Here is a 19,901-nt window from a genome sequence, read left to right on the forward strand (position 1 = left end):
TTATATAAATTATTATTGGTGGGGAATGTTGGTTACGCTCCAACTACCCCTCGAATGTCAATCGAGTACTCTACTATTGAGCTAATCCCCCATTTTTAAAAACGTTAGTTTCTGGATTTGAAGCATAAAATATTGAAAAATTTAACCAAAATAAAGTAGCATTAAAATCACCAAAAAAAGAACCACTGGGTAACAAGGGTAGAAAATTCGTTAATAAAAATGAAAATGATCCAAGTTGAATTAGATTATTTGATTTAATCATCATTTTAAAATTTTTAAATATTAAATAAAAAATAATTGATAATAATAATAACGAGCCTAGTAATCCATGTTCAGATAAAAGTTCAAGATAAATTTGATGAGGATGAGTATTACAAAGATATTTATTTTCTAAGTTATTTTCACACGCTTCTATTCTATAGTTTTTATTTCCAACTCCAAGTAAAGGATATTTTTTAAAAACTTCAATCCCAGATTTATAATGTTGTATATATAAATTATCTTTAAAATAAATATTCTCTTTGTTATCCTGTTCTACTCTATATTCCATCCCAATTAATGGAAGAACATATAAATTGATTAGTTGGTCACCATATCTCAATTTTATTCTTTCAGAACTGATAAGGCTAACTGAAATAATAAAAATTCCAAAAAAACCAAAAAGGAGTTTATGTTTATATTTGATAAAATGGTTTAGACTCAAAAATACTGTTATTCCAAATAAAAATTTTAATGTATTTGATCTTTCTCCAGTGACCATGATACAAATAAAATAAGATAACAGTATTAAATAAATATAGTATTTTTGATTAATTGATTTTTGATCAAATTTTGAAAAAAAAAATCCAAATATAATAAAAATAAACCCATTTAAATACCCTGCTACAACTGCTTCATCTTTAAAAAAACTAACAATACGTGAACCGCTTGACTCACTATAGCCAAGAATATTTTTTCCTATAAAAAACTCAAAAAAAATATCCAACAAAACAATAAAGGTAACTACAAACCAAAATTTAAATACTAAATTTGTATTACTATTATTTGAAAATAAATAATTAATTGCAAAAAATAATAAAATGAACCTAAAAAAACCTAAGTTTCTTGCAAATCCGTTGCTATAATCAATAGAATTCAAAGAATTTAATAAAAAATAAAAATAAATTATCAATAAATAAATAATTGTTTTATTCCTAAATATAGAAAAAAAATTTTTTTTTCTATAGTAAAATAAAAAACAAAATGAAATTAAAATAATATTTATCAAAGAAATTGAAGGCCCCAATATTACAGAAACTGGTATTAAGGATACTAGAATTAATAAAAAATTACCTGACAAATGATTTTTGAGCATTTTCAAAATTTTATCTGTATTAAAGGCTAGCTTTCAAGAAAACTTTTTAATTGCTTAGACCGACTAGGATGTTTTAGTTTTCTAAGAGCTTTTGCTTCTATTTGTCTAATACGCTCCCTTGTTACAGAAAACTGCAAACCAACCTCTTCTAGTGTGTGATCAGTATTCATGCCAACACCAAATCTCATTCTGAGCACTCTTTCTTCTCTTGGTGTTAAAGTTGATAAAATTTTAGTGGTAGCCTCGCTTAAATTAGATTTAATTGCCTGTTCTAAGGGTGCTAATGCTTTTGTGTCTTCAATAAAATCACCTAAACTGCTATCCTCTTCATCTCCCACTGGTTTTTCAAGAGAAACTGGTTCTTTTGATATTTTTAAAACTTTTCTAACTTTATCTAAAGGCATTCTTAATTTTTTTGCTAATTCCTCTGGGGTTGCTTCTCTACCAAACTCACTTAAAATTAATCTTTGTGTTCTTACTATTTTATTTATTGTCTCAATCATGTGGACTGGAATTCTTATTGTGCGAGCTTGATCAGCAATAGATCTTGTAATTGCCTGTCTTATCCACCAGGTAGCATATGTTGAAAATTTATAACCCCTTCTATATTCAAACTTATCTACAGCTTTCATAAGACCAATATTTCCCTCTTGTATAAGGTCTAAAAATTGAAGTCCTCTATTTGTGTATTTTTTAGCAATTGAAATTACCAATCTTAAATTTGCTTCAACCATTTCTTTTTTTGCAATTCTAGATTCTTTTTCTCCTTTTTGAACTCTGCTAACTAATTTTTTATAATCAGTAACAGAAATTCCAAGTTTGTGGCTTATCTCTATAAGTCTTTCCCTTATATTTTTAAACTCATCTTTATTTTTAGAGAAAAACTGCTTCCACATGGAATTAGTATCAAGAAATTTCTTGAGATTTGGATTGATTTCATTTCCTATATAAAATTTAATAAATTCATTTCTTGGTATTTTTTGATCCATTGCTAACCTTAAAAGATTTCCTTCCAAGGAAACAATTTTTTTGTTTTCAACATAATGTTTTTGGACTAATTCTTCTAATACTGATGGAGATAATTGAAGAGATTTGATATTTTCTAAAATATCTTTTACAATTTTTTCATATCCTTTTTCTTTAGCTGTTGAAAAATTTATTGAATTTAAAATACAATCTAACTTTTCTTTTTGATACTTGATTAATTTTCCATACTCTTTGGTTAATGTATTAACTGTCTTTAAAACTTTAGGTTTAATCTCAGTTTCCATTGCAGCAAGTGTTGGGTTAAATTCATCATCATCACCTGTATTTTCTTCATTTTTATCAGTCTCACCAGAATTTCTTTGTTTGGCACTCGGACCTGTGTTTTCATCTTCCATATAATTGGTATCGATGTCTATAATTTCTCTAACTAAAATTTCATCCTTTTGAAGTTTTTCATCCCATTCTAAAAATTGCTGCGCAGTAATTGGACTTTGAGCTAATGCGATAAGCATAACATCTTTTCCTGCTTCTATTCTTTTTGCAATTGCAATCTCACCTTCTCGGGACAAAAGCTCTACACCACCCATCTCTCTTAAATACATTCTTATTGGGTCGTCACTCTTTTCAATAGTTTTGCCTTCTTCTTTTGATGAATTTTCTTTCTTTCTTAAGACTTTAAAATCAGATTTTTTTTCAACTAGAGCAACACTCTCATCCAGTATATGCATAAATGCTTGTTCTAAATTTTCATCTGAAAGATTTCTCTTGCCCAAAGATTTATTTAACTCTTCAAAAGTTATGAAGCCTCTATGAGTTCCACGACCCATAAGCCTAGCAAATGATTTTGTAATTATTCTTTCCACAATAGTATACTTGAGAAGTCTTATATAAGGGCAATTTTAGAAAAATCCACGTATTTTTTAATGGTTTTAATTGATATTTTTATCTTTTTTTAGCTCTCTTATTTCATTAAAAGTAGTTTCACTTAAATCCTTTGAAAATTTAGACTCTAGCTCCTCAATTCTATACTCTAAATCGTAATTTTTTAGATCTTTAGAAACTTCCTCTAATAACTCAAACATTTTATCTTGATTGTTTTGGTTATTATTCAAAATGTGCTTGATTGAGGCAAATTTAAAAATTTTTTCAACTAATTGTGGATCGATAGGAATCTCTTGAAGAGTGAGCCTCTCTCCACTTTTCAGTTTTGTTAAAAGAGTTTCAAAAATCAGTTTATTCTCATCGCTAAATAATTTTATATTTTCAATTAAATGAATATTTTCTTGAAATATATCTAAATTGTTCATTATTAAATAAAGCAACGAAAATTCTTTAAGCTCTACAACACTTAGCGATTTACTTTCATTAAAATACTTTTGAGTTGACTGTAACGATTTAATTTTTTTAGTATAAAACTGCTTCTTACCTACATTACTATGTGGTGTTAATGATGAAATTTTTTCTAAAAAAAACTCAAGTACATATTTTTTAATAAAATCATCTTTAATAGTTCTGGCAATAGATCTTAATTTTTTTTCAAAGATTGCCATTGAAGAAGGATTATTGTTAGTTTGCTGTTTATAATGGTTAAATATAAACTGATGAATTGAAATTTTCGCCTGCTTTGTAAAATCGATGAAGTTAGCTTTTCCGTTTTTGTTTGCATAACTATCTGGATCTTCTCCATCTGGTAAAAAAAGAAATGATATCTGTTTTTCAGGTTGCAATTCTTTAATTGAGTTTTCGGCTGCTCTTAGTGCTGCTTTGTATCCACTTTCATCACCATCAAAACAGATAATTATATCTTCAAAGAATTGGTTGAGCATTAAAATTTGTCTATCCGTTAAAGATGTTCCAAGATTTGCTACAACATTTTCAATTCCATTTTTACTTAAACCAACTACATCCATATATCCCTCAACCAAATATACATGATCTATTTTATTGGATAATCTTCTTGCTAAATCTAAATTATATAAGTTAGAACCCTTTTTAAAAAAAGGTGTTTCAGGAGAATTAATATATTTTGCTGAATAACTATTTTCTTGGATGGTTCTTCCTCCCAATCCAATAGGCTGACCTGAAATATTATTAATTGGAAATATTATTCTATCTCTAAATCTTTCAACGTACGTATTCTTTTTTTCATCTAAATAAAAAAGACCACTTTCAATTAAAACTTTTTCACTAAATTCATCTTTTAATTTTTCATAAAAATTAGAATTTCTTTCAACAAATCCAATTTTAAAATTTTTAACTTCATTTTTACTAAGGTTTCTTTTCTTTAAATAGTCTCTCGCAATAGTTAAACTTTCATTTTTTAAAACTTCATCGTGATAAAACTGAACATATTGATTATAAATTGAGCAATACTCTTGCCAATTTTTTTCACGCTCTTCATCTTGCTTTGAAAATGTATAAGGTCTCATACCTGCAAGATTTGCTAATGATTTTACTGCTTCTCCAAATTTCAAATTTTGAGTTTTCATTACAAAATCAAAAATATTTCCATGTTCTGATGTTGCAAAACAATGATAAAATTCTTTTTCATCATTAACCGTAAATGAGGGTGTTTTTTCAGTTTTAAAAGGTGATAAGCCTACAAATTCTTTGCCTCTTTTTTTTAAACTGACAGACTTTGATACAACTGTCGAAACTTTTAAACGAGTTTTAATTTCGTCCAAATACTCTTTTGGGTATTTCATTATTTATTTAATAGTTCTTTGAGTAAAGGTCCAGCTTTTGCAAAATCTAGATTGTCAGGGTATGACTTTTTTAATTCACCCATCACTTTACCCATGTCTTTAATTGATGCAGCGCCCAATTTACTTATTGCATCAACGCATATTTTTTTAGTTTCTTCATCGTTTAACTGTTGTGGTAAAAAACTAGATAAAAGATCAAATTCATTTTGCTCAACTTCTAACAAATCCATTCTGTTATTTTTTTGATAGATCTCTATTGATTCGGTTCTTTGCTTAATCATTTTCTTTAAAAGTTTTTTAATATCCTCATCGTCTGTTTCTTTTATGTCGGCGCCAGATCGATTGATAATATCAATATCTTTTATTCCAGATAAAATTAACCTGTAGGTTGAGATTTCAACCTTATTTTTTGATTTTAGAGAATTTTTATAGTTAGTTTCTATTTTTTCTTTCAATGTCATAATATTTTTTAATCTACTGCAAAGTGAAAATTCTTCAAAAGAAAAATTGTTTTTTTATAATTTTATAATACATCTCTGTTGCGATAATTAGGGTTTTATTGTATTAACCTTTAACTCATGAGTTGTAATTGAACAAAAAAGCAAAAAAAATTAGCTCTAACAAAATCTCACAGATTCATACAGGCCTTTTAGTTCTTGAAAATAAAACTATCTTTAAAGGAGTTGGTATTGGCTATCAAGGAACGGCGACGGGTGAAGTGTGTTTCAATACTTCTCTAACAGGATATCAAGAAATTATTTCGGATCCCTCTTATGCTGGACAAATTATCAATTTTACCTTTCCTCATGTTGGTAATGTTGGGACTAACAAGCAAGATTTAGAGTCTGATAAAGTTTGGACAAAAGGTGTAATTTTTAATTCTGAAATAACAAACCCTTCTAATTATAGATCTTTAGTTAATTTAGACCTGTGGTTAAAAAAAAATAAAATTGTTGGGATCACTGGTTTGGATACGAGAGGTTTAACTAATTATATTAGAGATAAAGGAGCCCCTAAAGGTACCATTTCCTTTTCTAATAAAGGTAATTTCAATATTAGCAAATTAGCAAATATTACAACAAAATGGAGTGGATTAAATAATTTAGATTTGGCAGAACAAGTCACTACTAAAAAAAATTATATTTGGTCTGGTTTTAAAACTTGGAAAAAAGAAACTGGTTGCTTAAAAAATAAGAAAAATTCATTACATGTTGTTGCTATTGATTTTGGAATTAAGAAAAATATCCTAAGATATTTCTCAAATTTTAATTGTAAAGTAACAGTGGTTTCATGCAAAACGAGCGCTAAAGACATCCTTAAATTAAAGCCAAATGGGCTCTTTTTATCTAATGGCCCTGGTGACCCTGCAGCAACTGGTAAATATGCAATTGAAATTATTAAAGAATTAATTAAAAATAATTTACCTATTTTTGGTATTTGTCTTGGTCATCAAATTCTAGCCTTAGCACTTGGTGCAAAAACTAAAAAAATGAAACTAGGTCATAGAGGTGCTAATCATCCAGTTAAAAACTTAATTAAAGATAATGTCGAAATCACTAGTCAAAACCATGGCTTTGAAATTGTAAGAGCAACATTACCAAAAAATATTGAAATAACTCATAAATCTTTATTTGATAATTGTATTGAAGGAATTAGATTAAAAAATAAACCTGTTTTTTCTGTTCAATATCACCCTGAATCAAATCCAGGACCGCAAGATAGTGTTTACTTATTTGAAGAATTTATTAACAACATAAAAAAAAATGCCAAAAAGAAAAGATCTTAAAACTATACTGGTCGTTGGTGCTGGACCAATAATCATTGGTCAAGCCTGTGAGTTTGACTACTCGGGGACACAAGCCTGTAAGGCTCTTAAAGATGAAGGTTATAAAGTTATTTTAATTAATTCTAATCCAGCAACTATCATGACGGATCCTGGTGTTGCGGATAAAACCTATATTGAGCCTATAACTTTAGAGGTATTAGAGAAAATTCTAAAAAAAGAAAAACCTGATGCAATCTTACCAACAATGGGTGGCCAAACTGCTTTGAATTTAGCAATGGAAGCGGGGAAAAAAGGAATTCTTAAAAAATACAAGATTGAGTTAATTGGTGCAAATTCTAAGGCAATCTCTAATGCGGAGGATAGAAAAAAATTTAGAAAAAACATGTTAGATATTGGTCTGGACTTACCAAAATCTAAAGTGGTAAATCATATTAGAAATGCAGCAAAAGCTTTAAAACAAATTGGATTACCTGCAATCATTAGACCTGCATTTACTTTGGGTGGTTTAGGTGGAGGAATTGCCAAAACTGAACGAGAGTATCTAAAAATAGTTAAAGATGGTTTACACGAATCCCCTGTTAGTCAGGTTTTAATTGAAGAATGCCTTGAAGGTTGGAAAGAATTTGAAATGGAAGTTGTCAGAGATAAAAAAGACAACTGTATTATTATTTGTTCTATTGAAAACATAGACCCAATGGGAATTCACACTGGAGATTCAATTACAGTTGCACCTGCCCTAACACTTACGGATAAAGAATACCAAGTTATGAGAAATGCATCAATTGCTTGTCTTAGAAAAATTGGAGTAGAAACAGGTGGATCAAATGTTCAATTTGCAATCAATCCTAAAGATGGCAGAATGGTTATCATTGAAATGAACCCAAGAGTTTCGAGATCTTCAGCTCTTGCGTCTAAAGCAACAGGATTTCCAATTGCAAAAGTTGCAGCAAAATTAGCTGTCGGCTACACACTTGATGAATTAAAAAATGAAATTACTAAAACAACACCTGCTTCTTTTGAGCCAAGTATTGATTATGTGGTAACCAAAATACCAAGGTTTACCTTTGAAAAATTCTCTACTTCTGAGGCAATTCTCGGAACTTCAATGAAGTCAGTTGGTGAAGCGATGGCAATTGGTAGAAACTTTAAAGAATCTCTGCAAAAAGCATTAGTTTCTCTTGAAATTGGCTTTTCAGGCTTAGATCGAATTTTTTTATTAAATAAAAAAGAAATAGAAAAAGAACTTAAAAAAAATATTCCAAACAGGATATTGTTAGCTGCTGAAGCGTTTAGAAAAAAAATAAATATTAAAAGAATTCACCAACTTTGTAAGATAGACCCTTGGTTTTTAGAGCAAATAAAAGAAATTGTTGATGAGGAAAATCAAATACAAAAAAAAGGTCTCCCTAAAGACTACAATGAATTTAATAGAATTAAATCAATAGGCTTTTCTGATAAAAAATTATCTGAAATCACGAAAATTCCTGAAGATATTGTTAGAAAAAAAAGAACTGCTTTAAAAGTATTACCGGTTTACAAAAAAGTAGATACCTGTGCTGCGGAATTTAAATCGTTCACTCCTTATATGTATTCAACATATCAAAGAAACTATGCTTTAAATACGGAATGTGAAGCAGAGCCCTCTTCAAGAAAAAAAATTATAATTTTAGGCGGTGGACCAAACCGTATAGGCCAAGGTATTGAGTTTGATTATTGTTGTTGCCAAGCAAGTTATGCTCTTAAAGATAGTGGTTTTGAAACTATAATGATTAATTGTAATCCAGAAACGGTTTCAACAGACTACGATACAAGTGACAGGCTTTATTTTGAACCTCTTAAAGAAGAGTATGTTTATAATATTATTAAAAAAGAACAACAAAAAGGAAATCTTGTGGGGATCATAGCTCAGTTTGGTGGGCAAACTCCTATAAGACTTGCAAAGTTTCTACATGACAACAAGCTTCCCATTTTAGGTACACAGTACACCTCAATAGATCTTGCTGAAGATAGAGATAGATTTAGAAAGTTACTTGATAGATTAAAATTAAAACAAGCTGAAAGTGGTATTGCCAAAACTTACAAGCAAGCCATTCAAATTGCTGAAAAAATTGGACTACCTTTAATGGTCAGACCTTCTTATGTTCTGGGCGGAAGAGCAATGGAAATTGTTCATGAAAAAAGCCAATTAAAAAACTTTGTAGAAGAAGCATTTAAAGCCGCAGAAGATAATCCGATATTAATAGATAAGTTTATTAGTCACGCTATGGAAGTGGATGTTGATGCGATATCTGATGGCAAACAAGTATTTGTTGCAGGTATCATGCAACATATAGAGGAAGCGGGTATTCACTCTGGGGATTCTGCATGTTCTTTACCCCCTATATCAATTAAACCAAAGCTGATAACTGAAATAGAAGTTCAAACAAAAAAATTAGCTTTAGCTTTAAATGTTAAAGGTTTTATGAACATTCAATTTGCTATTAAAAATGATGAAATTTATGTAATTGAAGTAAATCCAAGAGCAAGTAGAACAGTTCCTTTTGTATCTAAAGCAAAAGGTCTTCCTCTTGCTAAAATTGCATCACGTGTAATGGCTGGTGAAAAATTATCTAAATTTAATCTAAAGGGTAAAAACAAAAACCTGTTTGCAGTTAAAGAGGCAGTATTTCCTTTCAATAAATTCCCAAATAGCGACTTATTATTGGGGCCTGAGATGAAATCAACAGGTGAAGTTATGGGATTTGATAAGGATTTTGGTATGGCTTATGCAAAAAGCCAAATTGCAGCTTCAAACTCATTACCAACAAAGGGTCTAGCATTTATTTCTCTCAAAGATGGCCATAAAGATGAAGGTGTAGATTTGGCAAAACAATTAATAAAATTAAATTTTACTTTATGTGCAACAGGTGGAACTGCAGAATACATTCGTGAACATGGAATAAAATGCAAAACGATAAACAAGGTTAGTGGAGGATCACCTCATATTGTTGATGTACTAAATTCTAAAAAAATTGCTTTAGTTATTAATACAGGTGGTGGAAATAGTGAGCATCGTCTTCATGATGCAATGGCTTTAAGAAGGGCAACGCTAGGTAATAAAGTTCCTTATTGTACAAACATGTCTACTGCTCAAGCTTGTTTGATGGGGATTAGATCTTTAAAAACAAAAGAGATTACAGTAACCGCACTTCAAGATATTTAATGTGAAGACAACCCAGTATTTGCAATACTGAAAATCATATCTTCATAACTCATATCAAGATTTAGTACACACGATCTATAGAAATATCCTTTTCGAAGACCTGGCATTAAATTTGCTTCTATAAAATGAGGAACCCCTAAGTGATCCATTTTAATATCTATTCTACCTAAAGATTTGCCACCTAGAGCTCTGAACGAGTCTTTTGCAAGTTTTGAAAGTTTGTCAAAAACTACAATATCAGAAACAAGAATTACACTCTCTTCATCATTTTTTTTAACATTAAAATCAAGAATACAATGACCATCTACATTTTCTTTTACAATAATTTCAATTGGCATAGCTCTTAATGTTCCATCAATACTATCTTCAAAAATACCTACACTATATTCTTTTCCTGCTAAATATGTTTCAACTAAAGAAGGTGAGTTTTGTTTTGTCTTAATATCTAATACCTTTGAGGTAAAATCTTCAAAATTAAATACAATTGAATTTTTATCAACCCCTCTACTATCTCCACCAGTTACTGGTTTTATAAAAAGAGGAAATTTTATTGGTATTGAACTTTCAGTTAAATATTCACTAGGGTTTGTTATAAAAAAATCTGCAGTTTTAATATTATTTTTTTGCATAATCTTCTTTGCTCTATTTTTATCACTTTCATTATCAAGAGCTGCTTTACTTGAGGCGATATATGGAATTTCAAACATCTCTAAATAATCATTTAGCCATATTTTCTTATTATTAAAAAAGAAATACTTAACACCAGAGAATACTAAATCAGGCTTTCTTTTAACTAGGGCTTCAAGATCTTCTTCGGAGTTAATTTCAGTAATTAAAACATTTTTATATCGTTTAGATAAAATCCTTAGAACATTTTTTTCTTCTATGATGATTCCAACATTATCTTGATGTGAGTTTACCTCACCCAAATTAGGAACTACGACTATTTCTATAGTCTTACTAATTTTTATTGGAATAATATTATTTTTTTTTAAAGGTAAAATATTACCTATTTCTGGAATTCCTTGTTTTGCTATATCTTTTATAATCATAATAAACTCAATACATAACCCACGTAAAAACACATGAATGATGAACTCTTCTAATAAAGTTGTTTTCTAAAAAATTATTGCCTAAGTAATGAAGTGTAAAATTATCTGGCAGTATCTAAAAAACTAAGTATACGCCCTATAATGATTGATAGATACAAGTCTTTAATGTTTTAATGCTACTCGACTTTCCAATCTGTAGGAAAAGTTACATAATTTACCTGTAAACAACGTCTTTCTTTAACAATCTCTTTTTTTTCCATGCCGTGCCAGGTATTTGGACCACTAGAGAATAGATATCCATAGTTATTTTTATAAGGAACAGTCTTAACTTTTTCTAATTTTTCATTATAAAAATCAGTACCCAAGTTTTCAGACTCGTTTGCATTATTAACAAATATTAAGCCTGATAATAATTTTTCTTTAATATCGCAATGTGGTTTTAGCCAAAAACCCTCTCTATCACAAATAACTTCAACTCTTACACATGAGTTAGATAAATCTTTGTTGATCATCTTGGAAATAGTTTCATGAGTTTTTTTTGATTGTAATTCATTAATAAATTTAACTAAATGTGGAAATGCATCTGCATTTTCTTTTGTAATAAAACATCTAAATTTAATTGCCTGTCCTCCAGATGCAATACCTTCTCTGAATTCTGCTGCACCACCATCAATTGCTCTCGTGCCATCATAGGTTAAATTATTCTTGCTAACATCTGGTATGTCAGCTTTGATAATTTCCTCAATAGCCCCATCGGTTAAAGCATCATTATACTCCCAATGTTTAAAAGGATCGTTATGTTCCTTGGAGTTATTTAAAATTGAATTAAGAAAAGTCATGTTGTTTTATTTTTTCTCTTATTTGTTCAGCTATTTTGTTAGTTTCATTTAATTTAGTATAAGTCCAGTTTTCAACAGAATTATTCAATTCTTTTATTATATTTAAAGACTCAAATAAATTAAAAAAACTTTTAAACCTTTGATTATTTTTAATCGCTGGCATTTGAGCTACATAAATTGGTTTTCCAGTAATTGCAGCTTCTGAAATCATTGAAGTAGAGTCGCAAGTAACAACAATATGGTCTGATATTTTTAATGAAGAAAGATAAGCTTTTTTATCAACATTGGGTATTATGATTTGATCTTTATCAAAATAATTCTTAGCTTTTTCAATTATATTCTGAGGAGTTCTCATTGAGGGAATAATAATTGCTTGATAATTATTTTTTAGGAAATTTTGCTCAATTTTTGAGAAAATACCCTCTATGACTTGATTATTATAATCATAATATCTAGTAGGCCCTCCTAGTACTAGGGTAACGATTTTCTTTTGACTGTTAATTCTGGTTTTTAAATAATTTTCATTTTCATCTAATTCACCATTTGTTAAATAATGTACTGCTCCTTTGCTTGTCAATACATTGCTACCTTTTAAACCATCGTGTTCGGGCGCAACTACAAAATCAAAATTATCTAATGAGACCTTAGGTTCTTGAATATGAATATTTATGATTTTACTCTTAAATTTTTTCTTTAAATAAATTGATGGGATTACACTTTTTCTTCCACAAGAAATAACAATATCAAACTCGTTATTAATTTTATTTTTAAAAACAAAATCTTGAACAGGTGTTAATTTTGGTGGAAATAATTTCCAAAAATTATTAAGTTCAATCTTCTCGTGTATAAAATCTAAATCAAGAGCTTTAGCTAGACCTTCAACTTGGCTAATCATGCCGTGCATGCCCTCTGTCAATAATAACCCTTTTAATTTTGTCATTTATCCTTATATAACTTTTGTATGAGTGATAATCCAACAAAACACACAAAAGTGTTAATAATAGGATCCGGTCCTGCTGGATACACAGCTGCAGTTTATGCGGCAAGAGCAATGCTAAGCCCTGTTTTAGTATATGGCTCTGAACCTGGTGGGCAATTAACGACAACAACAGATGTTGAAAATTATCCAGGATTCTCAGATGTAATTCAAGGTCCATGGTTAATGGATCAAATGAAAGATCAAGCAAAAGCAGTAGGTACTGAAATGATTGAAGATCATATCGGATCAGTAAATTTAAAATCCGTACCTTTTGAAGCTGTTGGTGATAGTGGACAAAAATATACTGCAGATAGCATTATAATTTCTACAGGTGCTCAAGCAAGATGGCTAAACTTAGAATCGGAACAAGCTTATAGAGGCTTTGGTGTTTCTGCGTGTGCAACATGTGATGGTTTTTTCTTTAAAGAAAAAGTTGTAGCAGTTGTTGGCGGTGGTAACGCTGCTGTTGAAGAAGCCATGTTTCTTACTAAATTTGCATCAAAAGTAAAATTAATTCATAGAAGAGATACTTTAAGAGCAGAAAAACTACTTCAGAAAAAATTAATGGAAAATAAAAAAATTGAAATTATTTGGGATAGTGCTGTTGAAGAGGTTATTGGAGACAGCGAACCTAAAAATGTAAAAGCTATTAAAATTAAAAATTTAAAAACTAATAAGATTGAAGAAATGAAAATAGATGGCTTATTTATTGCAATTGGTCACGATCCAGCAACAGCTTTATTTAAAGAGCAATTAGATATGGATAAAGAAGGTTATTTAATAACTAAACCAGATTCTACTGAAACCAATATACCTGGAGTTTATGCTGCAGGTGATGTTAAAGATAAAACTTTTAGACAAGCGGTTACTGCTGCTGGAATGGGCTGTATGGCAGCACTTGAAGCAGAAAAACATTTATCTTCATAAATGAATGAGTCAGTTTTAATTGTTGGAGCTGGAAGTGGATTGAGTGCATCTTTGGCTCAGTTATGTGCATCAAAGGGAATGAAAGTTGTTCTGGCTGCAAGAAATATTGAAAAACTTCAAAATTTAAAAAAAGAAATTGGTGCTAACACAATTAAATGTGATGCCACTAACATTAAAAGTGTAACAAACTTATTTAAGAAAACTGACAAAATAATTGGTGATCCTAATTTGGTAATCTATAATCCTTCAAAAAGTCTTGGAGGAAGTATAGTTGATCTGGATCCCAAAAAAGCACATGAAGCAATTGATATTACATGTTATGGTGGCTTTTTAGTAGCTCAACAAGCGGCAAAAAGAATGCTTAAAAAAAAACGTGGAAGTATTTTTTTTACAGGGGCTACCGCAAGTATAAAAGGTTTTCCAGAGTCATCTGTTTTCGCAATGGGCAAGTTTGGTTTAAGGGGCTTAGCCCAATCATTAGCAAGAGAATTACATCCTCAAAACATTCATATTGGACATTTTATTATCGATGGTGGTATTGGCAAAGAAAATTATGGATCATATAAGACTATACATCCTGATGAAATTGCAAAAGTATATCTTCAGTTTCACAACCAAGATAAAAGTACATGGTCTTGGGAAACTCAATTAAGAACATCTGTTGAGAAATTTTAAATCTAATGAAAAATAATCTACATGTTTTTTTGGGAGCAACAGTTGCAGATGCTGCAGCAAGACCCTTGCATTGGGTTTATAATCAAAAAAAACTACTAACTTATATTAAAGGAAAGAAAGATTTTACCTTCTTAAAAAATAATAAAAGTCCTTTTTACAATATTAAAACTGGAAAGGTTTCAGGTTATAATCAAGTAGGTCAAGTCATGTTTCAAACACTGATTGAAGGACATGAAAATATAGAAGAAAGATTTAAAAAAAATATTACTAAAAACTTTGGTCCAGGAAGTATTTATTGGAAAAACCTTAATCTAAGAGCTAAATATAGAAAAGTTAAAGATTGGCGAGGTATAATTAAAGGGCCCTGGATACACCAAAATATTATTGAAACAGTTAAAAACATTAAAGCTAGAAAGAAATTAACAGGTGGTGCTAAAGTTAATGAGTCTGATGGTTATTGTGCTGCTCTACCCTATTTTTTATATGGATATGATTTTAATAGCTTAAAAAAGATTATCTCAACAGTTACTGTTTCAAAAATAAGCCTTAAATATGCTTTAGCTAAGTTTCATCTAATAGATTTGGCTCTAAAGGGTGCTAAAGATCCAATAAATGAATTCTTAAAAAAATTTAACAAAAATACATATTTTAAAAGTGTTGTTGAGGATATTAAAAAAGTAAAAAGATTAAAATCAAAACCACACCCAATAGTAGTTAAAAAATTAGGAATGGCATGTAGTTATCCTGGGACTTTTAACAGCTCAATTCACTCAATTATTAATTCAACAAATTATAAAGGTGCTATTTTAAGAACTATTAAAGCTGGTGGTTGCAACTGTTCTAGAGTTAATTTTATTGGAGCTTATTTTGCAGCTTTAAAAGGTGTTAATTCTATTCCCAAATCTTGGATAAGAAAGACATATCCAGCTAAAAAGATCTTGAGTCAACAGTAATATTGCTGCGTCATTAAAATTTCTAATTAGACTTTAAGATTTATACTAGACAATTATACATGTACCAATGATTAAAAAAATATTTTTTACCTTTTTGCTACTGCTAGTACTGTCAGTAAATTCTTATTCAGCAGGCTCAAGTGATAACTCTAATGACAATTCTAAAACTAAAACAAGTTATGAAAAAGCAGTTGTTCTTATTAAGTCAGCTAAAAAGTATGAAAAAAAAGATAAGATTAAAAAAGCAAATAAAAGTTATGAAAAAGCTCTTAAATTATTAATTAAATCAAATAAAGAAAAACCAAATAACCCTGATACTCTAAATTATTTAGGTTTTACTACAAGAAAACTTGGTGACTATGAAAATGGTGAAAAGTTTTATCTTCAAGGTTTAGCAATCGAACCAAATCATATTGGCATAAACGAATATTTGGGTGAATTATATGTAGTTACAAATCGTATTGATCTTGCAAAAGAGAGACTAAAAATTTTAGAAAATTGTAATTGTAAAGAATATGATCAATTAAGAGAAATCATACAGGGAATAAGAAAATCAAAATACTAAAAACAAAAGCCTAAAAAAATCTTCAGTCAAAAATAATATTACTTAGTCAATTGAACTATTTTTGAAATTTCTTTTTTTCTACCTAAGCTCCATTTTTTTAAAGCAGATATTATTGGTATTGCTGAATTTCCAAATTCACTTAATTTATATTCTACGTTTTGAGATTTATTAATAATTTTAACAACCAAACCATCTTTTCTCATTTCATCAAGTTTTCTTGCCATCACTTGGGGACTGATATTATTTACTAATCTTTTAAGCTCATTAAATCTTATTTTCTTATTTTCATGGATTCTTGCAATAATAAAAATTTTCCATTTTCCTCCTAATAATTCCATAACGTTTGAAAAAGGACATGGTTGTTTTTGATTAATTTTTTCCATATCTCTTTTGTAAACTAATAACAAAAAATGACCAGTCATGATTTAAGTAACTTTTAAGTGACTAGTAAACTTATAATTAGTTGATAAAAAATTATTTATGTCCATATATAGTAAAACAAAGATTTAATTAAAAGGAACAACAAAATGACAAATAAAGTATTATTAACTGGAATAAGTGGCTGGATAGCAAAACATACTACAATAGAATTGTTAAATGCTGGATATGAGGTTTTAGGAACTGTTAGAAACAATACTTTAATTGAACAAACTAAAGAAACTATAAGTCAGCATGCTTCTATAGATAAATTATCTTTTGTTGAATTGGACCTTTTAAAAGATGATGGATGGAATGAAGCGGCTCAAGATTGTAAATATATAATGCATCTTGCATCTCCATTTCCTTTTAAAGTTTCTAATAATAGAAATAGTTTATTAGCACCTGCTGTAGATGGAACGCTGAGAGTTTTAAATGCAGGTTTAAATGCTGATGTTGAACAATTTATAGTTACCTCTTCAATTGCAGCTATGTTCAGAAAACCTAACAGAAGTAATCCATATTCATTTAACGAAAATGATTGGACAGATGAAAACTGGAAAGAGGGAGTAAACGATTACTTTTTATCAAAAACAAAAGCTGAAAAAGCAGCGTGGGAACTAATGGAGAGCAAAGGATTAAAAAATAAATTAACCATGATTAATCCTGGTGGAGTATTTGGTGACGCTCTTGATAAAAAAGGAGGAACTTCAATTGAATATGTTAGACGGTTTCTAAAAGGCAAATTTCCAGCAGCACCTAAATGGGGAATTTTGATTTCGGATGTAAAAGATGTTGCAAAAGCACATGTTGCTTGTATTGGAAATACCAAGGTTGGTGGTAGAAGATTAATTGTTGGAAAAGAAGTAAAAAAACTAATTGAGTTATCCCAAATAATGGCTGAAGCAATGCCAGAGTATGCGAAAAAACTTCCCAAAAAAGAACTACCAAATTTTATGGTTAAATTAATTAGTTTGTTTGACTCAAGTGCTAAAACTTTAATTCCAGATCTTGAGATTGTAATGCAAACTGACACAACCTATGCCGAAGAGTTATTGGGATTAAAATTTAATCCTGCAAAAGGTTGCATATCTGAAACTGCTAAATCTGTTGTGAGATTAGGGTTAGTTTAAAACTAATTCATCGATTTCATTCGACTCAAAAACATTTTTTTCTAAGTTTTCATTTGCAGCTCTAATCATAGTTTTTGCAACAATTTCTGAATGAATAGGTTTCATTTTCTTTAGAGGACCTAAAAGTAATGGAGAAAGTAACTTAAAAACAAAGATACCTATTGTTTCACTTACTCTCTTTTCTTTTCTATTTCCTATTAAAAAGGATGGTCTCATTATTCCAAGTTTTGGAAAATTAAGTTCTTTTAACTCTTCTTCTACTAATCCTTTAAATCTTATGTATTCTCCCGAACTCTTGGGGTTTGCATACAATGCAGAAACAAAAATAAATGAGTTAACCAAATTTGATTTTGCAATTTTTGCAACTTCTTTAGGAACATCAAGTTCAACCCTTTTATATTCGTCTTTATCAGGGGAATTTTTTTTAGTTGTACCAATACAAAAGAGGCAATCATCACCTTTGATATCTTCTTTGTGATTTTGTAAGTTGTTAAAATCGGTCTTAATAATCTCTACTTTTGGATCACTAATTTCAGGAACTGAACGAACAAATAATTTTATTTTAGAGTAATTAGTGTCTTTAATTAATTGATTAAGGAGGTGACCTCCAACTAAGCCCGATGACCCAAATAATAATGCTGTTTTCACTACTTTAAGGATCCTTGCAAAATATATTTTAATATACGAAAAGCTTGTTTTTGATCTGATGCAACAGCTGCAGCTGAGCCATCTACTTCTTTAAGGGCGTGTTGATGATCGTCGTTATGAATAACAATCATAGATTTATTAAGTGCTGTAGCATAACCCGCATCAAATGCTGCATTCCATTGCTTAAATTTTTCACCAAACTTAACAATAATTACATCACAATCTTGAATAGATTTCTTGGTTCTAATGGAGTTAATATTGGCACCCTTTCTATCTTTCCAAAAATTTTTTTCTTCAGCTCCTAAGATTTCTACACCACAATTATCTGAGGCCTCATGATCAGTGATAGGAGAGGTAAATTTAACATCTAATTTCTCTTTTTCACAAAGTTGAATAATTTCTTCTCGCCAATTACTATGAATTTCACCTGCTAAATATACGTTTAACATTAGTTTAAACTTTTACAAAAAGTGGATATTTTTTCTAATGCTTTTTTAAGATTTTCCATAGAAGTAGCATAAGAAATTCTAAAAAATCCCTCGAGGCCAAATGCAGAGCCTTGAACTACTGCTACACCACTATTTTCTAATAAAGACTGAACAAAATCAGTATCTATCTTAAGCTCTTTACCACTTATATCTTTTTTTCCAATTAACCCTTTGCAGCTTGGGAAAACATAAAATGCGCCCTCTGGATTTAAACATTCAATTCCATCAATTTCATTTAATGCTTTAACAACAAAATCTCTTCTTTCTTGAAAAGAAGTTGCTCTTTCTTTTATAAAATCTTGTGTTCCATTTAAAGCTTCAACTGCTGCAGCTTGACTAATTGAAGATGGGTTAGTTGTTGATTGTGATTGTATTTTAGCAATTGCTTTAATAATTTCTTTTGGACCAGCTGCATACCCTATTCTCCAACCAGTCATTGAATAAGCTTTGCTCACACCATTCATTGTAAGAACTCTTTCTTTTAATTCTTCAATTTGAGCAATAGTAAAAAACTTAAAACCTTCATAAATTACGTGCTCATAAATATCATCACTTAAAATATGAACATTTGGATGCTTGATTAATACTTTGGCAATTTCTCTAATATCATTTTCTGAATAACAGGCACCCGTAGGATTAGATGGTGAATTTAATATGATCCACTTTGTTTTTGGAGTTATATATTTTTCTAATTCAGTTGGGTTAATTTTAAATCCTTGTTTTTCATTACACTCTAAAATAACTGGGGTTCCACCAGCTAGTAAAACCATATCAGGATAAGAAACCCAATAAGGAGCTGGAACAATAACTTCATCTCCTTCATTTAAAGTTGCCATCATGGCATTATAAATGACATGCTTTCCACCTGCTCCAACTGTGATTTGATCAGCAGTATAGTCTAGATGATTTTCTCTTCTGAATTTTTCTACTATAGCTTTTTTTAATGCTGGAGTTCCATCAACGGCTGTATATTTGGTATCACCGTCATTAATGGCTTTTATAGCCGCTTGTTTAATGTTATCTGGTGTATCAAAATCGGGCTCTCCTGCTCCGAGACCTATCACGTCTTTTCCAGCAGCTTTTAACTCTCTTGCTTTTTGAGTTACAGCAATAGTTGGGGATGGTTTAATCTTTTTTAGACTGTCTGATATAATGCTCATTGAAATATTTTTTTATTCTAATAGTTTTATA

The 19,901-nt window shown here is 29.8% G+C and carries 18 protein-coding genes and 1 tRNA gene; 7 read left to right on the forward strand and 12 right to left on the reverse strand.

Annotated features, from left to right (window positions below; translation table 11 throughout):
- Positions 1-16 precede the first annotated feature (16 nt).
- From ABXT56_RS05360 to ABXT56_RS05380, 5 genes are all read right to left on the reverse strand, one after another.
- Positions 17-91, reverse strand: a tRNA-Val gene (locus ABXT56_RS05360).
- The gene (locus ABXT56_RS05365; protein ID WP_415299683.1) at positions 74-1,354 is read right to left on the reverse strand and encodes an O-antigen ligase family protein; all 1,281 of its coding nucleotides are present in this window, start codon (positions 1,352-1,354) and stop codon (positions 74-76) included. The genes ABXT56_RS05360 and ABXT56_RS05365 overlap by 18 nt, the downstream gene beginning before the upstream one ends.
- Before the next feature lie 26 nt (positions 1,355-1,380).
- Positions 1,381-3,204, reverse strand: a complete 1,824-nt coding sequence (rpoD, locus tag ABXT56_RS05370) for an RNA polymerase sigma factor RpoD (RefSeq protein ID WP_415299684.1) — start codon at positions 3,202-3,204, stop codon at positions 1,381-1,383.
- Between the two features lie 66 nt (positions 3,205-3,270).
- Positions 3,271-5,046, reverse strand: a complete 1,776-nt coding sequence (dnaG, locus tag ABXT56_RS05375) for a DNA primase (protein ID WP_415299685.1) — start codon at positions 5,044-5,046, stop codon at positions 3,271-3,273.
- Complete coding sequence (locus ABXT56_RS05380) at positions 5,046-5,507, reverse strand: GatB/YqeY domain-containing protein (protein ID WP_415299686.1); 462 nt, start codon at positions 5,505-5,507, stop codon at positions 5,046-5,048. The genes dnaG and ABXT56_RS05380 overlap by 1 nt, the downstream gene beginning before the upstream one ends.
- A 128-nt stretch (positions 5,508-5,635) precedes the next feature.
- Here ABXT56_RS05380 and carA point away from each other — a divergent pair, with 128 nt between their 5' ends.
- On the forward strand, positions 5,636-6,832 hold the full coding sequence (gene carA, locus ABXT56_RS05385) for a glutamine-hydrolyzing carbamoyl-phosphate synthase small subunit (protein WP_415299687.1): 1,197 nt from the start codon (positions 5,636-5,638) through the stop codon (positions 6,830-6,832).
- A complete protein-coding gene (carB, locus tag ABXT56_RS05390; RefSeq protein WP_415299688.1) occupies positions 6,810-10,034 on the forward strand; it encodes a carbamoyl-phosphate synthase large subunit in 3,225 nt (1,074 codons plus the stop codon). The genes carA and carB overlap by 23 nt, the downstream gene beginning before the upstream one ends.
- Here the strand turns inward: carB and ABXT56_RS05395 are convergent.
- The 3 genes from ABXT56_RS05395 to ABXT56_RS05405 form a co-directional block, all read right to left on the reverse strand.
- Positions 10,031-11,086, reverse strand: a complete 1,056-nt coding sequence (locus tag ABXT56_RS05395) for a D-alanine--D-alanine ligase (protein ID WP_415299689.1) — start codon at positions 11,084-11,086, stop codon at positions 10,031-10,033. The two genes, carB and ABXT56_RS05395, sit on opposite strands and share 4 nt — an antisense overlap.
- A 176-nt stretch (positions 11,087-11,262) precedes the next feature.
- Positions 11,263-11,925 carry a hypothetical protein gene (locus ABXT56_RS05400; protein ID WP_415299690.1) on the reverse strand — a complete coding sequence of 221 codons (663 nt, stop codon included), beginning with the start codon at positions 11,923-11,925 and terminating at the stop codon, positions 11,263-11,265.
- Complete coding sequence (locus tag ABXT56_RS05405) at positions 11,912-12,865, reverse strand: mitochondrial fission ELM1 family protein (RefSeq protein ID WP_415299691.1); 954 nt, start codon at positions 12,863-12,865, stop codon at positions 11,912-11,914. The genes ABXT56_RS05400 and ABXT56_RS05405 overlap by 14 nt, the downstream gene beginning before the upstream one ends.
- Before the next feature lie 21 nt (positions 12,866-12,886).
- Here ABXT56_RS05405 and trxB point away from each other — a divergent pair, with 21 nt between their 5' ends.
- The 4 genes from trxB to ABXT56_RS05425 all read left to right on the forward strand — a co-directional run bounded on the left by trxB (position 12,887) and on the right by ABXT56_RS05425 (position 16,024).
- The gene (gene trxB, locus ABXT56_RS05410) at positions 12,887-13,831 is read left to right on the forward strand and encodes a thioredoxin-disulfide reductase (RefSeq protein WP_415299692.1); all 945 of its coding nucleotides are present in this window, start codon (positions 12,887-12,889) and stop codon (positions 13,829-13,831) included.
- Positions 13,832-14,506: an SDR family NAD(P)-dependent oxidoreductase gene (locus tag ABXT56_RS05415; protein ID WP_415299693.1), complete on the forward strand. Its 675-nt coding sequence runs from the start codon at positions 13,832-13,834 to the stop codon at positions 14,504-14,506.
- A 5-nt stretch (positions 14,507-14,511) separates the two neighbouring features.
- Positions 14,512-15,459, forward strand: a complete 948-nt coding sequence (locus ABXT56_RS05420) for an ADP-ribosylglycohydrolase family protein (protein ID WP_415299694.1) — start codon at positions 14,512-14,514, stop codon at positions 15,457-15,459.
- A 67-nt stretch (positions 15,460-15,526) separates the two neighbouring features.
- Positions 15,527-16,024 (forward strand): tetratricopeptide repeat protein, encoded by a 498-nt coding sequence (locus ABXT56_RS05425; RefSeq protein ID WP_415299695.1) that lies wholly within the window; start codon positions 15,527-15,529, stop codon positions 16,022-16,024.
- A 38-nt stretch (positions 16,025-16,062) separates the two neighbouring features.
- On the opposite strand, the gene ABXT56_RS05430 is transcribed toward ABXT56_RS05425, so the two are convergent.
- Positions 16,063-16,446 (reverse strand): winged helix-turn-helix transcriptional regulator, encoded by a 384-nt coding sequence (locus ABXT56_RS05430; protein ID WP_415299696.1) that lies wholly within the window; start codon positions 16,444-16,446, stop codon positions 16,063-16,065.
- 105 nt (positions 16,447-16,551) lie between these two features.
- Here ABXT56_RS05430 and ABXT56_RS05435 point away from each other — a divergent pair, with 105 nt between their 5' ends.
- Positions 16,552-17,574: an NAD-dependent epimerase/dehydratase family protein gene (locus ABXT56_RS05435; RefSeq protein ID WP_415299697.1), complete on the forward strand. Its 1,023-nt coding sequence runs from the start codon at positions 16,552-16,554 to the stop codon at positions 17,572-17,574.
- Here ABXT56_RS05435 and ABXT56_RS05440 read toward each other — a convergent pair.
- Genes ABXT56_RS05440 through ABXT56_RS05450 form a run of 3 tightly spaced genes read right to left on the reverse strand, consistent with a single transcriptional unit; the run spans position 17,566 to position 19,870 of the window.
- Positions 17,566-18,222: an NAD(P)H-binding protein gene (locus ABXT56_RS05440; protein WP_415299698.1), complete on the reverse strand. Its 657-nt coding sequence runs from the start codon at positions 18,220-18,222 to the stop codon at positions 17,566-17,568. The two genes, ABXT56_RS05435 and ABXT56_RS05440, sit on opposite strands and share 9 nt — an antisense overlap.
- A complete protein-coding gene (locus tag ABXT56_RS05445) occupies positions 18,222-18,671 on the reverse strand; it encodes a YtoQ family protein (protein ID WP_020169694.1) in 450 nt (149 codons plus the stop codon). Before ABXT56_RS05445 ends, ABXT56_RS05440 begins: the two co-directional genes overlap by 1 nt.
- Positions 18,671-19,870, reverse strand: a complete 1,200-nt coding sequence (locus ABXT56_RS05450) for a pyridoxal phosphate-dependent aminotransferase (protein ID WP_415299699.1) — start codon at positions 19,868-19,870, stop codon at positions 18,671-18,673. The genes ABXT56_RS05445 and ABXT56_RS05450 overlap by 1 nt, the downstream gene beginning before the upstream one ends.
- Between the last annotated feature and the right edge of the window lie 31 nt (positions 19,871-19,901).

The organism is Candidatus Pelagibacter sp. Uisw_134_02, assembly GCF_047720265.1.
GTDB lineage: Bacteria > Pseudomonadota > Alphaproteobacteria > Pelagibacterales > Pelagibacteraceae > Pelagibacter.

Bases quoted from the DNA above. Each gene is read 5' to 3' on its own strand.
- dnaG (WP_415299685.1), bottom strand. From the start codon at position 5,046: ATGAAATACCCAAAAGAGTATTTGGACGAAATTAAAACTCGTTTAAAA.
- ABXT56_RS05445 (WP_020169694.1), bottom strand. From the start codon at position 18,671: ATGTTAAACGTATATTTAGCAGGTGAAATTCATAGTAATTGGCGAGAA.
- carB (WP_415299688.1), top strand. From the start codon at position 6,810: ATGCCAAAAAGAAAAGATCTTAAAACTATACTGGTCGTTGGTGCTGGA.
- ABXT56_RS05430 (WP_415299696.1), bottom strand. From the start codon at position 16,446: ATGACTGGTCATTTTTTGTTATTAGTTTACAAAAGAGATATGGAAAAA.
- ABXT56_RS05400 (WP_415299690.1), bottom strand. From the start codon at position 11,925: ATGACTTTTCTTAATTCAATTTTAAATAACTCCAAGGAACATAACGAT.
- ABXT56_RS05365 (WP_415299683.1), bottom strand. From the start codon at position 1,354: ATGCTCAAAAATCATTTGTCAGGTAATTTTTTATTAATTCTAGTATCC.
- ABXT56_RS05405 (WP_415299691.1), bottom strand. From the start codon at position 12,865: ATGACAAAATTAAAAGGGTTATTATTGACAGAGGGCATGCACGGCATG.
- ABXT56_RS05425 (WP_415299695.1), top strand. From the start codon at position 15,527: ATGATTAAAAAAATATTTTTTACCTTTTTGCTACTGCTAGTACTGTCA.
- ABXT56_RS05395 (WP_415299689.1), bottom strand. From the start codon at position 11,086: ATGATTATAAAAGATATAGCAAAACAAGGAATTCCAGAAATAGGTAAT.
- ABXT56_RS05415 (WP_415299693.1), top strand. From the start codon at position 13,832: ATGAATGAGTCAGTTTTAATTGTTGGAGCTGGAAGTGGATTGAGTGCA.
- ABXT56_RS05450 (WP_415299699.1), bottom strand. From the start codon at position 19,870: ATGAGCATTATATCAGACAGTCTAAAAAAGATTAAACCATCCCCAACT.
- ABXT56_RS05435 (WP_415299697.1), top strand. From the start codon at position 16,552: ATGACAAATAAAGTATTATTAACTGGAATAAGTGGCTGGATAGCAAAA.
- ABXT56_RS05420 (WP_415299694.1), top strand. From the start codon at position 14,512: ATGAAAAATAATCTACATGTTTTTTTGGGAGCAACAGTTGCAGATGCT.
- trxB (WP_415299692.1), top strand. From the start codon at position 12,887: ATGAGTGATAATCCAACAAAACACACAAAAGTGTTAATAATAGGATCC.
- ABXT56_RS05380 (WP_415299686.1), bottom strand. From the start codon at position 5,507: ATGACATTGAAAGAAAAAATAGAAACTAACTATAAAAATTCTCTAAAA.